Source organism: Gracilibacillus halophilus YIM-C55.5 (assembly GCF_000359605.1).
Classification (GTDB): domain Bacteria; phylum Bacillota; class Bacilli; order Bacillales; family Amphibacillaceae; genus Gracilibacillus; species Gracilibacillus halophilus.
The window spans coordinates 1-18,688 of sequence record NZ_APML01000039.1 but is presented as its reverse complement, the minus strand read 5'-3'; the positions used below and the strand labels follow the sequence as shown (position 1 = coordinate 18,688).

Genomic DNA, 18,688 nt, shown 5'->3' with positions numbered 1-18,688 from the left:
GCGAATTTCCCATAACAATATGTAGAAAAAGCCTGGCCATATCGCCAGACTTTTTTCAAACTACTCTACCTTTTTCTTTCGTTTCTTCCCACTAAACCAGCCTTTCACACGTTCCGATAAATTATCAAAGTAGGTGTATATGACTGGGATTAGGACAAGTGTAAATATGCTAGATACACCCAGTCCAAAGATAACGGTAATCGCCATTGGTTGTTGCATCTCGGCTCCTTCGCCAAAGCCTAATGCAAGTGGAACCATCGCTAAAATCGTCGTTAGTGTCGTCATTAAAATCGGACGGAGTCTTGTTTTACCGGCTTCGATAATCGCTTCATGGCGGTCAATGCCCCGGCGTCTGAGAATATTGATGTAGTCAACGAGCACAATCGCATTGTTGACGACAATACCGGCGAGCATAATGACACCGATAAAGGCTGTAATCGAGAGCGGCTTCCCGGTCACGAACAGTCCGCCAAGCACGCCGACAATGGTTGCTGGCATCGAGAACATAATAATGAATGGGAACAAGAAGTTCTCAAACTGAATCGCCATGACGGCATACACTAGGAAAATCGATAACAATAACGCAAGACTTAAATCAGCAAACGCCTCATTCATATCCTGTGCCTGACCGCCGAAAGAATAATTATATTCTTCTGGAAAATGCATGCTGGATAACGTTTCATCCACATCACTCATCACACTACCAAGGTCACGACCGGAAATCTCAGACGAAATATTGACTTGACGCTGTTGATTTTGTCGCGTAATCGTTGCTGGTGTCTGTACCTGCTCAAGATCGGCCACAGCGGATAAGGCAATTTGTGAGCCTTGTTGGTTTTGAATCATAAGGTTACGCAAATCAGTGATCGTTGACCGCTGCTCCTCAGGTCGGATCAAGCGAACGTTCATTTCATCGCCTTCTTCACGATACTGCATGACCGTTTGTCCTGTAAAAGACGTTTGTACTTGACTCATTACTTCTTGATAAGACAAGCCAAATTGAGCGGCTTTCTCACGATCTACGTGAATATTCATTTCTGATTGTGTATCGGAAATCGATGATGAAGGATTATATATACCTTCAACGTCAGAAATGGCTGTGATGACTTCATCCGTCAGCTCTTCTAACACATCATTTTCTGGACCGCTTAGTTGAATTTGTATCGGATCGCCTAAACTCATGCCACCTGAGCTCATCTCAGAGACCGTCACGTCCGCACCAACAATCGAAGCTAATTCTTCATCGAGTTGTTGCACGACTTCAGACGTCGTTTTCTCGCGTTCATTCTGTTCTACAAGCTGAACCGTATAACTGGCTGCAGATGAACCACTCATTACAGCGGCTTGAGCATTGCCGCTACTAACTGTCACGTAATTCACATCAATCACATCGTCAAATTCGCTGAGCGTTTCATTGATATTTTCCGTAATTTCTAATGTTTTCTCCTCGGATGTACCGCTCGGCGTTTCGACGGAAATACTGATCTGTCCTTGATCACCCTCAGGGATAAACGCAGTGCCGATAAACGGAATTAACGCTAAACTGCCAATAATCGCAGCAATGGTGATCGCAATCGTCGTTTTCCGCAGCTTTAATGCTTTTTCTAAGACGCGCTTATAGCCTTGAATGATTTTATTTAGGAAACGGTCAAACCAGTATCGACGCCCACTTTCACTCATCGCTTTCGTTAAGAGCTTCGACGATAACATCGGAATCAATGTAACGGACACAGCGAGTGATGCAATTAAGGCAAATGATACCGTTAATGCTAATGGTGTGAATAATTCAGATGCCATGCCTTCAACAAATACGATCGGTAAAAAGACGACTAACGTAGTTGTTGTTGAGGCAATAACGGCAGGCGCTAACTCTGAAGCACCTTTTTTCGACGCCTCGATAATGTTATAGCCTCGCTGCCTGTATGAGACAATATTTTCGAGTATGACAATCGAACTATCGACCATCATCCCAATACCGAGAGCTAACCCGCCCATTGTTAACACATTCAATGTTTCACCGGTGAAGTACAGTAAAACAAATGTGGAGATGATAGCAATCGGGATAGACAGACCAATAACAATTGTCGCTCTGACACTTTTTAGAAACAGTAGTAAAACGAGTAAGGCGAAAATCCCACCGTAAATCATGTTCTGAATCACAGAATCAATCGACTGTTTAATAAATTCGGACGTATCAACAACGACATCCAACTCAACATCAGATGGAAGGTCTGACTGTAAATCGTCGACAGCGCTCAAAATATTATTGGATACATCGACGGTATTGCCATCTGACTGTTTTAATACGCTAAGTACAACAGCGGATTCACCATTGACGAGTGTCGTTCCATTATCCTGGACCGTATCTTTCACGGTGGTGACGTCTTCTACGCGGACTTGTCCTCCTTGTGGTGTTTGGATGATCGTTTGGGCAATGTCATCAACGGATTCAAAGTCACCGTCGATACGTACTTGTAAATCTTGATCACCTTTTTGCACGGTACCCGCAGAAGCTGATTGATTGGCACCATTTAAAGATTGCATAATCAGATTCGTCGTCACACCGTATTGATTCATTTTCGTTTGATTAAGTTCCAAATGAATGACACGTTCTTGACCACCTTCTAAGCTGACAGACGCTACACCAGATTGTCTTTCAAAGTAAGGTTGAACCGTATCTTCAGCAACCGATTGTAATTGCGTCGTATCTGATCCTGTTAATCCAACCCACATGATCGGCATCTGATTGGGGTTAAATCGGAGTACACTTGGTTCAGCCGCTCCTTCAGGTAACATCGCCTTTACTTGATCCACACTTTCTCGGACATCGAGTAAGGCATTGTCTAAATTCGTGCCATTTTCAAACATTAATACGACTAATGAAGAACCTGATTGTGATTGGGACTGAATCGTATCGACCCCTTCAATCGAGCTGACAGATCCTTCAATTGGTTCTGAGACGAGTTTTTCGACTTCTTGTGGTGAAGCATCTTGATAATTCGTTGCAACAACAGCAACCGGTAAGTCGATTTCTGGAAACAGGTCAATCGCTAAATTTCTTACCGAAATAATGCCCATAGCGATGATGGCGAGGACGATCATGATAACCCCTACTGGGCGCTTAACGGATGTATTGACTAATTTCATGATTACTCCTCCTCTGCCACTTGAATATCGCTATTATCGGTAATCGTTAAATGACCATCTGTGATCACTTGATCTCCTTCTGCCATGTCATCTGTCTCGATGGCCGTTGTTTCTGATTGCTGTGCTTGAATCGTCACATCCACGCGCTTAGCTTGCGAATCATTCGTTACAAATACATAAGCTTCATTATTTTCTTCAATAATGGCCGAAGTCGGAACAAGTAGTGTGTCTTCAGCAACCGTTTCGTTTACACTGACAGATGCAGTGATGCCTGCTTTATAATCGGTATCCTGATTATCATAGCTTAACTCGACAGGGAACAGTCCTGCGTCATTGGTGGCATCTGCGATATATTCAATCGTCGCCTCATGATCGTTTCCATCGATAGATAACGTCATCGTTTCATCTTCTTCAAAAAAAGATAGTTGCGTATCAGGTACTTGTAACTGTATCGTTAACTGATCTAAATCGAGAATGACTAAAAGTGGATCTTGCGTTGATACCATTGATCCAGCTTGTGCATTCAGTTGGCTAACAACGCCATCACTCGGTGCATCGATATCGATATTCCCGCGTTGTGTCTGGATGGTCGCTAATGTATCATCTTCTTCGACTTGTTCTCCATTTTCCACTTCTAATTCATCTACTTCTCCTGCAGCTTGTGGAATCACTGGTGTCGTTTGATTCGGCATCGTACGGGCATAAAAATTTCTCGTTTCTTGTAAATCACCTTTTGTCACTTCTGTTACTTCCACTGTTGCGACGCGCTCTTCTTCCTCCCCTTCTTCTGCATTATTGCTTGAGCATGCAGATAATGTCAGAACGGTTAACATGAGCATAATGATCCATTTTTTCATTCGTTTTGTCCCCTCTCTATCATTTATTTATTGAATATTTTTTTCTGAGTTCTTGGCAGTCTGATTGGAAAACATTCCATTGTTCAAGATACGCTAACATGCTTTCGATAATCACTTTTTTCGGTTCATCTTTCTGTACTTCTTCTTCTAGTGCTTGAATGGCTTCTTCCGCATCCTTAAAAGCAGGTTCATGCATGAATCGATGCAACTGTTGACGTAATTGTTGTACGATTTGATTTTCGGATGGGTTCGTATGTCCGATGCCGTGCTGCAGTTGATCCAATTGAAACATCGATTGCTCTTCCTGAATCAAGGATTGGATCGCTGCATCTATACGCCGAAATATAAATGTCGCGAGTTCGTCCGCGTCAAACGAAAAGTCGTGCAATGCCATCCACTTCAGATATCCTTGCATGATTCCATCCATCGTAATAACCGCATCCACGATAAAGGGTTCGATTGCTTCGCCGTATATGTTTTTTAGACTGAGCGAAGACCACATAAAACTGTGTTGGTGCGTGTGAATAATCAAATCGTCCATTTTATCCCCAATTTTGATGTAATCTCTTATGTAGAGCATTAAATATTCTTTATGGTCGCGGAAAAAGGACAAGAATGTTGCCATTTGTTCCGTTAATTTCGCTTTTGGTTCGATGGACTTCTCCTGAATAGTTTCGACCTTCTGTAAAATACTGTTGGTGAAATATTGAAATGTTGCATGAAGTAAGTCATCTTTTGATTCAAAATAGAGATAAAATGCACCTTTTGATATGTCGCTATTTGTCGCAATTTCTTGAATCGATGTCGCATGATACCCTTTTTCTGAGAACAGCTTCATGCTTTCTTCAATAATTCGCTGTTTTTTGGCCTCCATTACGCGTTTCACCTGCCTTTACTTATGTACGGAATGAGTATGGAAGATGTTTCATTTTTTTGTTTAATAGTTTCGCTGAATGACCAGTCAGTCATTTTGTTACTATATCATAACTTTTTCATTTGATAAAGAAAAAAGGGCTTATACATGAAAATATGTATAAAAGCCCTTTTTTCTAGAATTAATTATTGTTTTCGTCTTTTTGTTCTGGTGCGTCACCTTCTGCTGGATTTTGTTCTTCTTCATCAGACATTTCATCTTCCATTTCTTCTTCTGCATCTTCCATGTTTTCTTCGGTATTTCCGCCTTGACCATTGTTACCGTTTTGTTGATTTTCCTCGGTTGTATTGCCGTTACCACCATTTTCTCCAGTATTGCCATTACCTTCGCCGTTATTCGTTCCTTGCTGATCTTCCTGTGGTTGTTCTTCCGCTGGTGGTTCTTCCTCAGTCCCGCCACAACCAGCTAATAGTGAAATAGAAAGAGCAATCGTACCAAACAACGTCCAATATTTTTTCATCAAATAATCCTCCTTCATGTATTGTCACTGCTAGCTTAACCAGTCTGCGAAAGAATATTACAATTATGATGAAATTTATTGTAGTCATTTGGTCGGATGGCGAAAAGGATGAGCTCTCTTGTTATTTGACTGCAAATGTGATTTCAGCTTCACAAGCGAGTTCGCCGTCTACAGTGGCGGTTGCTTTTCCTTTTCCGACAGGTCCTTTCAGACGGATAATTTCGACTTCTAGATCGAGTTGATCACCTGGTTTGACTTGATGTTTGAAGCGGCATTTGTCAATTCCTGCTAAGAAGCCGATTTTCCCTTGATTTTCTTCCTTACTTAAGATAGCAACAGCACCGACTTGAGCGAGCGCTTCAACGATTAACACCCCTGGCATCACTGGATAATCGGGAAAGTGCCCTTGAAAAAATGGTTCATTAATCGTTACGTTTTTTTTGCCTTTAATCCGTTCATCTGTTTGTTCCAGAATCTGATCGACTAATAAAAATGGATAGCGATGTGGAATCGTTTGTTTAATTTCTTCTACATTCATCATTTTTGCTCCTTTCTTCATCTATGCAAAAGTATACCAAATCAGCACGAAAAATCATAACTGTTTATAATAAGTCTTATGAATTACTATAAATCGTATTAGTTTCTTCATAGTCATACTTTTGGTATATTTTATGTTAGCTTTTGAAGAAAATATGATTCAATTGGTTTACTATGTTTATAGAAAGGGTAGTTATTTAGTATGTACATTTCGACAATTTTTGATATAAGGGTGATTAGATGTCTCAGCAACATAAATTAAAATTCTGGAACAGGCTACAATTTCGGATTGTGGTTGTATTAGCGATTGTACTTTTGTGCAACAGTGCCATTTCTAATTTTATTATTCAACTGATCGAGTGGACAAAACTTGATTTAGGACAAATTGGCATTTGGATCAATAATTTCATGAATATTATTGTCGGTACCGCATTGATTAGTTTGCTTGTGCGTTATCTTGTGATTAAACCGATACATAAAATGGAGAAAAAAATCGAAGAATTTGAAAATGGAGACCTAGAAGCGCGAATGGACATCAAAGGTCAAAATGAAATTACGAATTTTGGTGCGCGGCTCAATCATTTATTGGATCAAATGGTCCACTATCGCAAGCAACAGCATGACCAAATTGCACTTGTTGAAGGGAAAACAGAAAGTATTTTCAAAAAATTTGATGCCATTACACAGGGATTACATCAGCTGAAAGAATACCACGAAAACATTACGGCGTATTCACAGCAAAATGTAAGCTCGTTTGAAGAAACGAATTCTGTCACAGACAATATGAACAAAAATTTCCAATCGATTGCACAAGAATTAAAAGACGTAACCGATAGCTTTCAACACATGCAACATGGCGCGGAAAAAGGGATGGAACGGATTGAAGGGGCATCCAATATGATGACCGAAATTGCTGATCGCGCCAATGATACGAAAGATTCAATTCGTGGGCTCACTGATGAAATAAAAAATATTCAAGATATTGTTACATTGATTAATGATATTTCAGAACAAACGAATTTGTTGGCACTAAATGCATCCATTGAGGCAGCGCGTGCCGGTGAGCATGGGAAAGGTTTTTCGATTGTAGCTGATGAAGTCCGCAAGTTGGCCGAGCGCTCAGTTGAAGCAACCGATCAAATTACCAATACCGTTAACAAAATCTTGTCGGACGCTGATGCGATTGCGAATCAATCCGAGAGCCGAGCGAATAATATCAATGAAGAATCTGGCAAGATCTTAGAATTAAATGAAAATTTCAAGTCGTTGCTCGATAATATTGTAACGAATATTGAACATACGGAAAAAATTAATCAGGAAACCCAAACATTGACCGAATCGATTGATGAAATTACGACAACCACCGAAGAACTTACATCGAATGCTGAGAAAACAAATGAATATATTGTAGATATGAATGATTCACTTACAAAACGGTTGAATGATTTAGAAGATGTGCAGAAAGATGTGCATAGCTTGCGCGAATCTTTTACCAAGTAGTCTGATGATTTTTTTAAGGCAAGCAGCTGTGATTGTGAGTGCTGTTTGACCCATAAATTGATTTTCGATGCAAACAGCTGTGATCAAGGCCGTTGTTTGCATCATATATCGATTTTCGAGGCTAACAGCTTTAGCACCGAGCGCTGTTTGATGCATATATCGATTTATGATGCAAACAGATGTAACCAAGCCCGTTGTTTGCATCATATATCCGTTTTCGAGGCTAACAGCTTTAGCACCGAGCGCTGTTTGACCCATAAATTGATTTTCGATGCAAACAGCCATAACCAAGCCCGTTGTTTGCACAGTAAAATCCTTCACACGCAACCAAAAACCCCGAACTTTATCAAAAAAGTTCGGGGTTCTCATTTATTTTAAGTTTCTGTAATGAAATCGAGAATATGTTGCCACGTTTCCAATCGTAGGACATCAATAGGGTTGCCATCTCCTAAGATACTAAAGCCAACCATCATACCAATCATCATAGCAAACAGGCTAAGAAGTAAAATGATCACGATTTTCAACCAAATGGGAATGATGCGACGAACGGGTTGCTTTTCTTTCTTTTTTCTTCTTGATTTCTCAGCTTGATCCGTTGCTTCATCATCATCTTTTTTCCATTTATTTTTTATGGATTGAACGAATGATCTGATTTTATTCTTGATTTTTGATTGTCCTGATCGGGTTTCTTCTTCTGACATGCGTAATGGCTCCTTATCCTTAATACTCAACTGGTTCCGAGTTAACGCAACTGATTGATTAACCCTTGCATTTGGTCATTCATCGAAATAGTACGGCCATTGAACTGATAGGCTCGTTGTGTTTGTGTTAAGTTTGTCATTTGTGTCGCCATATCAACATTCGATGTCTCTAATGCACCACTTTGGACATTGACATCAGCGACAGCGACATCTTCTACGATCTCATCGACAGGATAATTATCAATCGTATCTTGTGACAGACGGAACAAATTATTACCTGTCGCTTCTAACATGCGTGGTCGAACGGCTTCAGTAATTGCCAACTGACCTTCCTGCTGCTCTACGCCGTTTCGCGTAACAAAAATTTGACCTTGTTCATCAATATTAATATCATCCATATTATTATCTAACACAATCGAACCTTCTTCACCTAACACAGGATTTCCATCAGACGTTGTTAACATTACTTGATCGCCTTCTGTTGGACTCAAATAAAAATTCCCGGCACGCGTATATCTTGTCTCTTCAACCCCATTTTCATTGACATTGATTTGAAACATATGATTGTTTTCACGCAATGCCACGTCCAGTGCTCGATCAGTCGTCTCAAGCGATCCTTGCGTAAGATTTAAATTAGTATGCCCTAGACGCGCTCCCATACCGAGGCGAATTCCTTCTGGTGTCTGACGATTTTCTTCGTTAGCTGGATCATCTTCCTGTTCTAATTGTTGCGCTAACAGTGATGTAAAATCCGTGTTACGTGTTTTATAACCATGTGTATTCACATTTGACAAATTGTTTCCTATGGTATCTAATTTATTTTGCAATTGACTCATTGTCGCAGCTGCTTGGAACGACATTCTAGACATTCGACATATCCTCCTTATCTAAGGCGAGCGATCTGATTAACTGCTTTATCCATGCTCTGATCATAAGCCTGCACGGCCTTTTGACTGGATTCAAATGCGCGATACGCTTGCATCATTTGAACCATTGTTTGAGCAGGATCTACGTTTGAATTCTCTAAATGATTTTGTTGAATGTTAAACTGTAAGCCAGCTGTTGCTCGCGCATCCGCTAATGGATCAGCATCACCGTCTAATTCATAAACGTCTTGGCCGTTTTTCGTTAACTCATTCGGATCAGCACTGTACGCTAAGTCGAGTGGGATCGCTTCTTCACCGACATTGAGTACACCATTTTCGGTAACGTCAAATTCTTGTCCGTCAGTTTGAATCGGGTTTCCTTCATTATCTAGTACATAAAATCCATGATTCGTGGTGAGAAATCCTTCACCGTCTACTGTAAAATTTCCGTTTCGTGTATAACGTTCTTCACCTTCACCGTTTTGAACAGAGAAAAAAACCGCTCCATTCTCATCAGGGGTTTCTCCTTGCACAATTGCCATATCCGTCGATACTCCCGTTTCTCGTAACGAGCTTTGGCTGAAATCTGGAATGGCTTCATGCACATAGGTTCCTGTATTAATTGAACCAATTTCAGTCCTAGTGGGTATATTGGTTTCGTTTTGCGTTGGCAGTTCCCGGTTTTCCATGCGCTGAATTAACAACTCCGGAAACGCTCGTAGTGGTGCTTGATCTTGCTTGTAACCAGGGGTTTGCGCATTCGTCATGTTATTCGATAATACCTCTTGTCTCCGCTGTTGGGCCATCATTCCTGAAGCCGCCGTATAAAAACCTCTAAGCATATAGTCAGACTCCTTTCACGCACCTAGCAAACCTATGTAGATTACACGATGGAGCGTTCTAATTTATCAATGTTTTCAAGCATAATTCCTGTTCCTTTCGCCACACAATTCATTGGCTCTTCTGCCATGAGAACAGGTACTTTTAATTCTTCGGATAATAATTGATCTAAACCATTAAGCAGTGCTCCGCCGCCTGTTAAAATCACACCACGATCAATAATATCAGCTGACAATTCAGGCGGTGTGCGCTCAAGTACCGTTTTAGCCGACTGAACAATCATCGACACTGATTCGCGTAACGCTTCTTCAATTTCCGCTGATCGGATCGTAATCGTACGCGGCAAGCCTGACACCATATCTCGGCCACGAATATCAATCTCTTCTTCACGCGCACCAGGGAACACCGTAGCGACATGTACTTTTATATCTTCTGCTGTCCGATCTCCAATTAATAATTTATATTTTCGCTTCACATATTGGAGGATTTCACTATCAAATGTGTCCCCCGCCATTTTAATCGATTGTGCGGTTACGATATCTCCCATGGATAAAACGGCGACATCTGTTGTTCCTCCACCAATGTCGACAACCATATTCCCGCTCGGTTGAAAGATATCCATGCCAGCGCCAATCGCAGCCACTTTTGGTTCTTCTTCTAAATAGACTTTTTTGCCACCTGATTTTTCAGCCGCTTCTTTAATCGCTTTTTGTTCGACCTTCGTAATATTGGTCGGGCAGCAAATTAACATTCTAGGTTTTGAGAGAAATCCTTTCACATTAATTTTATTAATAAAATATTTCAGCATCGATTCTGTCACGTCAAAATCAGCGATAACGCCATCTTTTAATGGGCGTATGGCTTCAATGTTACCTGGTGTACGTCCGACCATTCGTCTTGCTTCTTCACCTACTTCTAAGACCTTGCCAGCATTTCGGTCCATCGCAACGACAGAAGGCTCATCTAATACAATTCCTTTACTTTTAACATGAATCAGTACATTTGCCGTCCCTAAATCTATTCCAATATCTCTAGAAAACATGTATATTGATCCTCCCTATATTGTTCCAATTGCTGTAACATCCGTTCCTTCCACTTATATGATGTCTATACCCATGATGGTTTACCTATATAAAATCGACATATTTTACTATAGTGGAACATAATACCTCTAATTATATATAATAGCACAAATTTCTCAGCTACGTTACTCCTTTTCAAAAAAAATGCGAAAAAATTTGTTTATTTTTTGGAAAATTATCGAATCGTAAACGGATGATTGTCTAAAATTGGAATATTATGTATGATCGGAAAGAGGATCAATCATTGACGATTATTTTTTAACCGGTTGTTTTGTAATGATATGGTGGGATAACGGATCAGCCTGGAATGGTTCATTGCTATCTACTTGGTATTTTTGCTTCGTGGCTTCTCCTCCACGAATATGACGGATGGATTTATGGTGATGGAGAATTTGTTTGACTTCGTTTGCTAATTCAGGATGGATGTCTGGTAGTCGTTCTGTTAAATCTTTATGGACCGTGCTTTTGGATACGCCAAATTCTTTAGCAATCACTCGAACAGTTTTCTTCGTTTCCACGAGATATCTGCCAATTCTCATCGTACGCTCTTTAATATAATCATGCACTTCACTCGCCTCCCTGTGATGTTGACCGTCCAAGGTGTGAATGGAGACAAGCTTTCATCAGATTATGAAACGTTCGTCAAAAAATGTGCGTTATTTATTTTTACATACTGGCTGTTTCCCTACTTGATCACTCATTTTATGTGTGATTCTTAGCTGACGGCACGCTCTACATTCTCACCTCAGACAAATGTAGATGGTTTGTAAACAGTATATTAAACAATAAAAGGTGATATGACTAGATTTTCAAGAAAGGTTAGGAATAAGGCTTTAGTGACGCGTTTTTCGTGAATTTTGTTATTAAAATGATTCGCGATCGGCGAATGCTTGCCGCGGGCACGGCCTCAGCCTCCTCAGAAAACAAAGTTTTCTTGCGGGGTCTTCGGCTCGTGCTGTTCCCGCAGGCGTCATCGCCTACACGCTCATCATCTATTGTGTCAAATAGAAACAACCGTTTTAAAAAACAGCGTTCCCATGAAACAGAAATGACTGGGGAACCGGTCATGGAATCCCCAGTCATGCATGTGCAACTATCCGATATCGTCAAAATCAGGGTCTTGTTGTAATGACATCATGAAGTAAGTGAGATCAAACCGCTTATGTAGTGGGTTCATGGACATCTCCTCCTTACTTATTCATGTATTATTTTATGGCATATGGTATGCCTGAAGCGGCAACCTTGCAAAAAAATGATCACTCCTTTTTTCCATAAATTCCTGATAAGAATGGATAAAGAAATGTTGCCGCTTGGTTATCAATCCTAAATAATATTGTGTAAATGGTGTGATGACGCGTAGAGCTTCTAATAGCCGTTTGGCTCGGTTCGTATTCCCTCTGACAATTTCGACATGCGCTTGTTCAATTGGATCACTCGTATGTATCCCGTCTACTTCGCCAAAATAGGCACAAATAAACGGATGCGTGATCGAAGTAATTTGATTGAATAGCACCTTATCTGCTAATCTATCGGCCATTTGTTTGGCTTCTTCGATATGAAAGATACATGACTCAAAATCTTCATAAATATAGCTGAGCGCCAAATACTTGTGTAAATCAGCCTTGTGCTTCATATGATTGGGTATCTGTAACGCTTCATAGGCATGTTTTCTCGCTAGAATTAATTCATTTCGTTTCCAGTAGTAGATGAATAAATAGGTATGCATTCTCATGTTGAAGAAAGATAATAAGAGTGGGTTGTCAATCTTGGGAAGTAATTGCTGAATTTTGTTTAAATAATAACCAACTTGATCGTAATTGTACACCGAACAGTCCAACTCTATGTATAAAAAATATCGCAAACAAGCGAGTTCTGGTTGATCACAGGTCAGCGATTTGGCAAAGGTGCGAATGTGGTGTATCGACTGATAGTTCCTACCGTCCACCATCAGTTCGTAGAGTGTAGCTGTTTGGCGGTTGATGTATAAAACACTTTGGCGATTGATTTCGATAAAATCGCGTAACTCTTTTTCACAACCATTGACATAAAACAATTCAAGTGCCAAACGATGATCGAGTGATGAATCGGATTGATAGCAAAAATCTTTCGCTAATTGTAATGTCGAGGCTTCATCATTATCTAAACTGACCATCGTCAAGAATTGATGTAAATGAATTTCTGATTGATGCGAAACATCGCATGTATCTGTTAACCGTTCCATGATTTCTTCTCCTTTCACAATTATTAATTATTTCACATTCGAGAAAATATGCAAGTGGTTTTCATGTAAAATCGTTCGTCAAATAGTTGATTCAGTCGACAAAATATTTCCTGAATTTTAAAAAAAGATGGCGGTTATATTTATCCTTTTTCAAGGCAAACAGCTAGTTTCGATTTCTCTGTTTGACGCATATATCCTTTTTCAAGGCTAACAGCTAGTTTCGATTTCTCTGTTTGACGCGTATCCCCTTTTTCGAGGCAAACAGCTAGTTTCGATTTCTCCGTTTGACGTGTATATCCTTTTTCGAGGCTAACAGCTAGTTTCGATTTCTCCGTTTGACGCGTATATCCTTTTTCAAGGCAAACAGCTAGTTTCGATTTCTCTGTTTGACGCGTATCCCCTTTTTCGAGGCAAACAGCTAGTTTCGATTTCTCCGTTTGACGTGTATATCCTTTTTCAAGGCTAACAGCTAGTTTCGATTTCTCTGTTTGACGCGTATCCCCTTTTTCGAGGCTAACAGCTGCTTTCCTTTCCTCCGTTTGACGCGTATCCTATCAAATGCAACAAACTGAATGTCACAATTTCCTAGCCAATAGAAAAACCCCTTACCCACTCCGGATAAGGGATTTTTCAGCTTATGACATGGCGCTTGATTCTTCTTCGGTTGCATTTTCATCTTCTGTGTCTTGCTCGCCATCTTCATCTGGCTCTTCTGATGGATTCGATTCTTCAGTTGCATTGTCTTCCGTTGACGACTCTTCTTCACTACTTTCATTCGATTCTTGCTGTCATTTGCTTCATCTTCAGTGGATTCTGTTTCTGAAGCATCGTCTGGTAAAACAATCTGACTGATCGGTTCGTTAATGAACGTTTCAGGGTTTACTGGTGTGTCTGCCTTTCTTACTTCAAAATGAACGTGGACACCATTATCTTGTCCTAAGGTATTCTGACCAGCTGTTCCAATTGATTGTCCTTGCTCCACTTCGTCACCGTTTTCAACCAATACTTCCTCTAAACTAGCATAATATGTCGATATATCTTCTGCGTGATCCATTTTTACGACATTTCCTAATAGAGGGTCTTGCTTCACTTCACTAACGGTGCCAGATAACGATGCCATCACATCAAACGCTTGATGATCATCAGTTGAAATAGCAATCCCGTCACTTTGGTAGTATCGATTCTGATGATGAATTAAACCTTTTTGCTGCGCTTCTGCATCTGCTTGATAATCATAGAATTTCGTCACGATCTGTGTTTGTAAATCTTCAGCTACAGGGAGTTGCAAGACTTCTTGCTGTTGCATGACAGGTGCTGACTCTTCATCTGTTGCATTTTCACTATCATTCAATTCTTCTTCCATGTCCTCTGCAATATCAGGTACTTGATTCATAGCATTTTGATACCAAAGGACACCCGTAATCAGCAGTGCAGCTACCGTTAAATACAGTGCAGGAAAGAACCACTTCTTTTTGAATAGACGTTTCCAACGATTTTTTGAAACGTTTTTGTTTTCCTCCATTATGCATCACCTCAGCAACCATTGTGATCATATGAAGGAAAATTTATACACGAAAATCTAAAAAAATTATTCTTCTTGCGCTAGTAGTTTCGAAGCGGTTTGTTCGATAGCTGTAACATTTGTTCCTTTATAATAATGTTTCACAATTTCTTGATAACTTTTGCCTTCTTTCGCCATGCCGTTCGCACCGTATTGACTCATTCCGACGCCATGCCCATATCCTTTTGTCGTAAACACGAGATGATTATTTTTCATCGTAATCGTAAAATCATTGGATTGTAAGCCTAAAGCTTCTCGTACTTCTCTTCCAGTAAATTGTTGATCTCCAATCGAAACAGTAGCCACGCGATCACTTTCGGTACGATCAATTTGGAAGTTTTGTACTTGTTGGGTAATATCAATGTCCAATTTCTCTTCTACCTCATGGAGGGGAAAGGTTTTTTGATCGGCGAATTTTGGTGAAATCTGTTTATCCCAAGGACTTTCTACGGTGCGAAGATAAGGAAGCTCGTTTGCCCAATAATCCTCTGAATTTTCGGTATAACCATTACTCGTTGAAAAAAAGGCTGGTGTAATCGGCTCTTGTTTATAGGTAATAATTTGCCCTTGCGTAGAAGCCACAGCATTGGTGATTTTGTCTATTTTCCAATGGTAATCAGAACCCCATATTTGTCTTAATTCTTCGTTGCTTTTATACACTTGATGATTCACGGTATCTGTCACATCTGCTCCCTCAGGTAAATTTTCGTCAGAACCTTGCATTAAGTAACGAACGATATAGGTTCTTGCCGCTAAGGCTTGTGCTTTTAATGCCTCTAATTCAAAATCAGCAGGCATTTCTGAAGCAACCACATGAACAACGTATTCTTCGAGCGGAACATTTTCTACTTCATCTTCAGCTGTTCGTAACACTTGCACATCGATGGGAGAATTTAAGTCTTGTTTTTCGACCGGTTCAGATTGCGTAGCTACCTGCTCAGTCGATGCCTGTTCATCACGATTATCGTTTTGAAAAGCGATCACAATAAGTGTCGGAATGAGAAACATCACTAATAGAATAGTCGTTACAAATACAGTCACCGGTAGTTTCCAGCGAATACTAGTTGATTTAGTCATCCATACCCTCCTTCATCACGCTAATCTATTTGTATTCGGTTCTATGCTCAAATAGAACTCGAACAAGCTAGATTTGTATGAGGGTGTCAGCTAGAATTATGAGCGTCAGGCCAGAATTATCTGCGTCAGGCTAGAATTATGCGCATCACGCTAGAATTATCCAACACATATTAAAAAAAGACTACGCCTTGAACGCAGTCTTTTTCCTATTATAATTGCACTTCTTGATTGATCTCACTAACCTCTGCTTCTGGTTCTTCTACAATCCGTTCAATATCTGCACCAATTCCTGCAAATTTTTCAGTAATATCTACATATCCTCTATCAATATGATGGAGTGAAGTAATTCTTGTGTGTCCTTCTGCAACCAATCCAGCTAATATCAGTGCTGCACCTGCACGTAAGTCAGTCGCTGCTACTTCCGCCCCTTGTAAAGCTACAGGGCCTTCCACAATGACACTTCGACCTTCAATTTTTAATTTGGCATTCATTCGTCTAAATTCCTCAACATGCATAAAACGATTCTCAAACACTGTTTCCGTAATCACACTCGCCCCATGTGCATGTAACATTAATGCCATCATTTGCGATTGCATATCCGTCGGGAACCCTGGATGAGGCAATGTTTTAAGGTCAACCGCCTTTAAAATATCCGGACCTAATACATGGATTCCTTCCTCTTCCTCTAAAATCCGAACACCCATTTCCTCCAATTTTGAAACAAGTGAACGAACGTGATCAACCTCGGCATTGCGGATAAAAACATTTCCACCTGTAATCGCAGCAGCAACCATAAACGTTCCTGCTTCAATGCGATCAGGAATGATCGTGTGCTCTACGCCTTGCAAGCGATTTACACCATGAATTTTAATCGTTTCGGTACCTGCTCCGACAACATTTGCACCCATTTTGTTAAGGAAATTGGCTAAGTCGACAATCTCTGGTTCTTTTGCAGCATTTTCAATGATAGTTTTTCCTTTCGCCCTTGTGGCCGCCATCATAATATTTTCCGTTGCACCTACACTTGGCATATCGAGATAAATTTTGGCGCCACGCAATGGTTCGGTTGTATACACTTCAACATACCCATTACCTACATGTACTTTGGCTCCCATTGCTTCAAAGCCTTTTAGATGTAAGTCAATTGGTCGCGAACCTATCGCACAACCACCGGGTAACGCAACTTTGGCATGACCATAACGCGTTAACAACGGACCTAATACAAGTACGGATGCGCGCATTTTGCGAACATATTCAAATGGTGCTTCGGTTAATAATTCATTTGTTGCATCAACGGTAACTGTATTTTCTTTGTATTCCACATTTGCATTCATATTCATTAATACTTGATTAATTGTATGCACATCTGCTAAAGCAGGTACTTCATGAATCACACTTTTTCCTTCGTTTGCCATTATACTTGCAGCGATGACAGGCAGTACGGCATTTTTGGCACCTTCAACTTTAACAGTACCTTTTAGCTGCCTCCCACCACGGACGATGATTTTTTCCAAGGCTCATTCTCCTCTGCAGTCCATATTCATTATTATTAATATTCATGAACTAGGATAGGTGTTCCTAATGTGATGGTCGTTTTTTCAGCTAAACCCTCTCGTACCGCGAATTGTACATTCATATTATTTTCTTCTGATGGGACGGTTTGCTGCCATCTTGACGTATATCCCGTTCGTGTATAAAAATTCATTTCCTCTGTTTTATTCATCCATTGTATATTTAAACGTTTCGTAAAATTCTTCAATACAGAATCAACATTAATAATACCATTTTTTGATGCACTGATACAAGCAAAACTTTGCATATTCTCACTAAATAAGACTTTGGTCACTTGTGTGATTTTTTGTCGATAAGTCTTTTTCATCGATTCTGTAAAAGATGTATTTGTCATATGATAAACAAGTTGATAGTTTTGCGAGTTTTGTTGAGTTTGCACCAATAATAATGTTTCGTCTTGATGATTTGATTCTCGACGGTTGGCCGAATATTTCATTGTACCTTGTTCAGTTTGTTGTGCTTTGAATGTAAATCCTTCAATAGACTGAAGAAAGGCCTGCACATCGTCAATCGTCATTGTTTCTTTTATTGTGATTTGGGCTTCATCTGCTTGTAGGCCTGCTGCTTCAAACGCTTCTAACATATCTTTTAGCGGTTCGGTCACACTCGTTGCATGACTTTCTATGAGTCTATCATCCCACCAAAAAAGACTAATGATGATCGTACATAATAAAAAATACTTCATTCCCCGCACTCCTTTTTTAGTAGAAAGTGTTGACGGGAAATGAAGTATCCATACCTCTATATTTAAAATAAATAGATTAATTGTTGTGACCATTGAAGAAAGTCCAAGAAAAAGTTACTTACTGTTGTACCGATAGCTATCGTGATAAAAATAATCAAAATTCTAGCTTCAATCACTTTTTGTTTCCGAAATAACGCATCAAAATTGACTGATTGTAACACTTGCCACGTGATGACGATAAATATCAGGTGAGACAATAAACTAATAACTGCCTCTTGCGCTAATGATTGCATCATGTACATCCCTCACATTTTAAAAATTCGCTTCACCATCATAACATATTCTTTTGAAAATGTGGCTAATAAATGATTTTTCATTCACATTACTTTTCGTTATACGTACGATCAGATTGATATCAATTTGGTAATTGCCAAGAATCGATATTTCCCGGGAAATTTATGAGCGATTCGATTTCCTTTTGTTGATATGTTTAGTAGAATGATATTTTTATTCCGCTATTTGTAAGTTATTTTGCATAAGGAATCCGTTTTTCTACGATTTTTGGGCTTTATCAGTTTGATGATGGCAGTTTTTCTTCGGTTTGCTTTTGCTTTGTGTCGTCATTCGGTTGATGATGGTAGTTTTTCT

Annotated in this window: 18 protein-coding genes; 1 reads left to right on the top strand and 17 read right to left on the bottom strand. The window is 39.9% G+C overall.

Going from position 1 to position 18,688, the window contains the following annotated elements; genetic code table 11:
• Positions 1 to 60 precede the first annotated feature (60 nt).
• The 5 genes from J416_RS09565 to fabZ form a co-directional block, all read right to left on the bottom strand.
• On the bottom strand, positions 61 to 3,147 hold the full coding sequence (locus J416_RS09565; RefSeq protein WP_003469673.1) for an efflux RND transporter permease subunit: 3,087 nt from the start codon (positions 3,145 to 3,147) through the stop codon (positions 61 to 63).
• Between the two features lie 2 nt (positions 3,148 to 3,149).
• Positions 3,150 to 4,004, bottom strand: a complete 855-nt coding sequence (locus J416_RS09560) for an efflux RND transporter periplasmic adaptor subunit (protein WP_003469669.1) — start codon at positions 4,002 to 4,004, stop codon at positions 3,150 to 3,152.
• Positions 4,005 to 4,023: 19 nt separating this feature from the next.
• Positions 4,024 to 4,878, bottom strand: a complete 855-nt coding sequence (locus tag J416_RS09555; protein WP_003469667.1) for a TetR/AcrR family transcriptional regulator — start codon at positions 4,876 to 4,878, stop codon at positions 4,024 to 4,026.
• 181 nt (positions 4,879 to 5,059) lie between these two features.
• Entirely contained in the window at positions 5,060 to 5,398 is a 339-nt protein-coding gene (locus J416_RS09550; protein WP_003469664.1) for a hypothetical protein, read from the bottom strand.
• 121 nt (positions 5,399 to 5,519) lie between these two features.
• Positions 5,520 to 5,939, bottom strand: coding sequence for a 3-hydroxyacyl-ACP dehydratase FabZ (gene fabZ, locus J416_RS09545; RefSeq protein ID WP_003469661.1), 420 nt, complete (start codon positions 5,937 to 5,939; stop codon positions 5,520 to 5,522).
• A gap of 236 nt (positions 5,940 to 6,175) precedes the next feature.
• On the opposite strand from fabZ, the gene J416_RS09540 reads away from it, so the two are divergent.
• Positions 6,176 to 7,435, top strand: a complete 1,260-nt coding sequence (locus J416_RS09540) for a methyl-accepting chemotaxis protein (RefSeq protein WP_003469659.1) — start codon at positions 6,176 to 6,178, stop codon at positions 7,433 to 7,435.
• On the opposite strand, the gene J416_RS15435 is transcribed toward J416_RS09540, so the two are convergent.
• The 12 genes from J416_RS15435 to J416_RS09485 all read right to left on the bottom strand — a co-directional run bounded on the left by J416_RS15435 (position 7,382) and on the right by J416_RS09485 (position 18,333).
• Entirely contained in the window at positions 7,382 to 7,762 is a 381-nt protein-coding gene (locus J416_RS15435) for a hypothetical protein (protein WP_083875570.1), read from the bottom strand. The genes J416_RS09540 and J416_RS15435 overlap by 54 nt on opposite strands.
• Positions 7,763 to 7,809: 47 nt before the next feature.
• Positions 7,810 to 8,136 (bottom strand): DNA-directed RNA polymerase subunit beta, encoded by a 327-nt coding sequence (locus tag J416_RS09535; protein ID WP_003469652.1) that lies wholly within the window; start codon positions 8,134 to 8,136, stop codon positions 7,810 to 7,812.
• 41 nt (positions 8,137 to 8,177) lie between these two features.
• Positions 8,178 to 9,005, bottom strand: coding sequence for a flagellar hook-basal body protein (locus J416_RS09530; RefSeq protein ID WP_003469640.1), 828 nt, complete (start codon positions 9,003 to 9,005; stop codon positions 8,178 to 8,180).
• Between the two features lie 14 nt (positions 9,006 to 9,019).
• Positions 9,020 to 9,844, bottom strand: coding sequence for a flagellar hook-basal body protein (locus tag J416_RS09525; RefSeq protein ID WP_003469637.1), 825 nt, complete (start codon positions 9,842 to 9,844; stop codon positions 9,020 to 9,022).
• A 41-nt stretch (positions 9,845 to 9,885) separates the two neighbouring features.
• Positions 9,886 to 10,884 carry a rod shape-determining protein gene (gene mreB, locus J416_RS09520; protein ID WP_003469636.1) on the bottom strand — a complete coding sequence of 333 codons (999 nt, stop codon included), beginning with the start codon at positions 10,882 to 10,884 and terminating at the stop codon, positions 9,886 to 9,888.
• A 291-nt stretch (positions 10,885 to 11,175) separates the two neighbouring features.
• Positions 11,176 to 11,490 carry a sporulation transcriptional regulator SpoIIID gene (gene spoIIID / locus J416_RS09515; protein WP_003469635.1) on the bottom strand — a complete coding sequence of 105 codons (315 nt, stop codon included), beginning with the start codon at positions 11,488 to 11,490 and terminating at the stop codon, positions 11,176 to 11,178.
• A 644-nt stretch (positions 11,491 to 12,134) separates the two neighbouring features.
• Entirely contained in the window at positions 12,135 to 13,145 is a 1,011-nt protein-coding gene (locus J416_RS09510; RefSeq protein WP_003469634.1) for an AimR family lysis-lysogeny pheromone receptor, read from the bottom strand.
• Positions 13,146 to 13,614: 469 nt separating this feature from the next.
• Positions 13,615 to 14,667, bottom strand: a complete 1,053-nt coding sequence (locus J416_RS09505) for a stage II sporulation protein SpoIIQ (RefSeq protein WP_003469633.1) — start codon at positions 14,665 to 14,667, stop codon at positions 13,615 to 13,617.
• Between the two features lie 66 nt (positions 14,668 to 14,733).
• Positions 14,734 to 15,783 (bottom strand): stage II sporulation protein D, encoded by a 1,050-nt coding sequence (gene spoIID, locus J416_RS09500; RefSeq protein WP_003469632.1) that lies wholly within the window; start codon positions 15,781 to 15,783, stop codon positions 14,734 to 14,736.
• A gap of 209 nt (positions 15,784 to 15,992) precedes the next feature.
• The gene (gene murA, locus J416_RS09495) at positions 15,993 to 17,297 is read right to left on the bottom strand and encodes a UDP-N-acetylglucosamine 1-carboxyvinyltransferase (RefSeq protein ID WP_003469631.1); all 1,305 of its coding nucleotides are present in this window, start codon (positions 17,295 to 17,297) and stop codon (positions 15,993 to 15,995) included.
• A gap of 35 nt (positions 17,298 to 17,332) precedes the next feature.
• Complete coding sequence (locus J416_RS09490; protein WP_003469630.1) at positions 17,333 to 18,040, bottom strand: YwmB family TATA-box binding protein; 708 nt, start codon at positions 18,038 to 18,040, stop codon at positions 17,333 to 17,335.
• 62 nt (positions 18,041 to 18,102) lie between these two features.
• Positions 18,103 to 18,333: a DUF1146 family protein gene (locus J416_RS09485; protein WP_205619698.1), complete on the bottom strand. Its 231-nt coding sequence runs from the start codon at positions 18,331 to 18,333 to the stop codon at positions 18,103 to 18,105.
• Between the last annotated feature and the right edge of the window lie 355 nt (positions 18,334 to 18,688).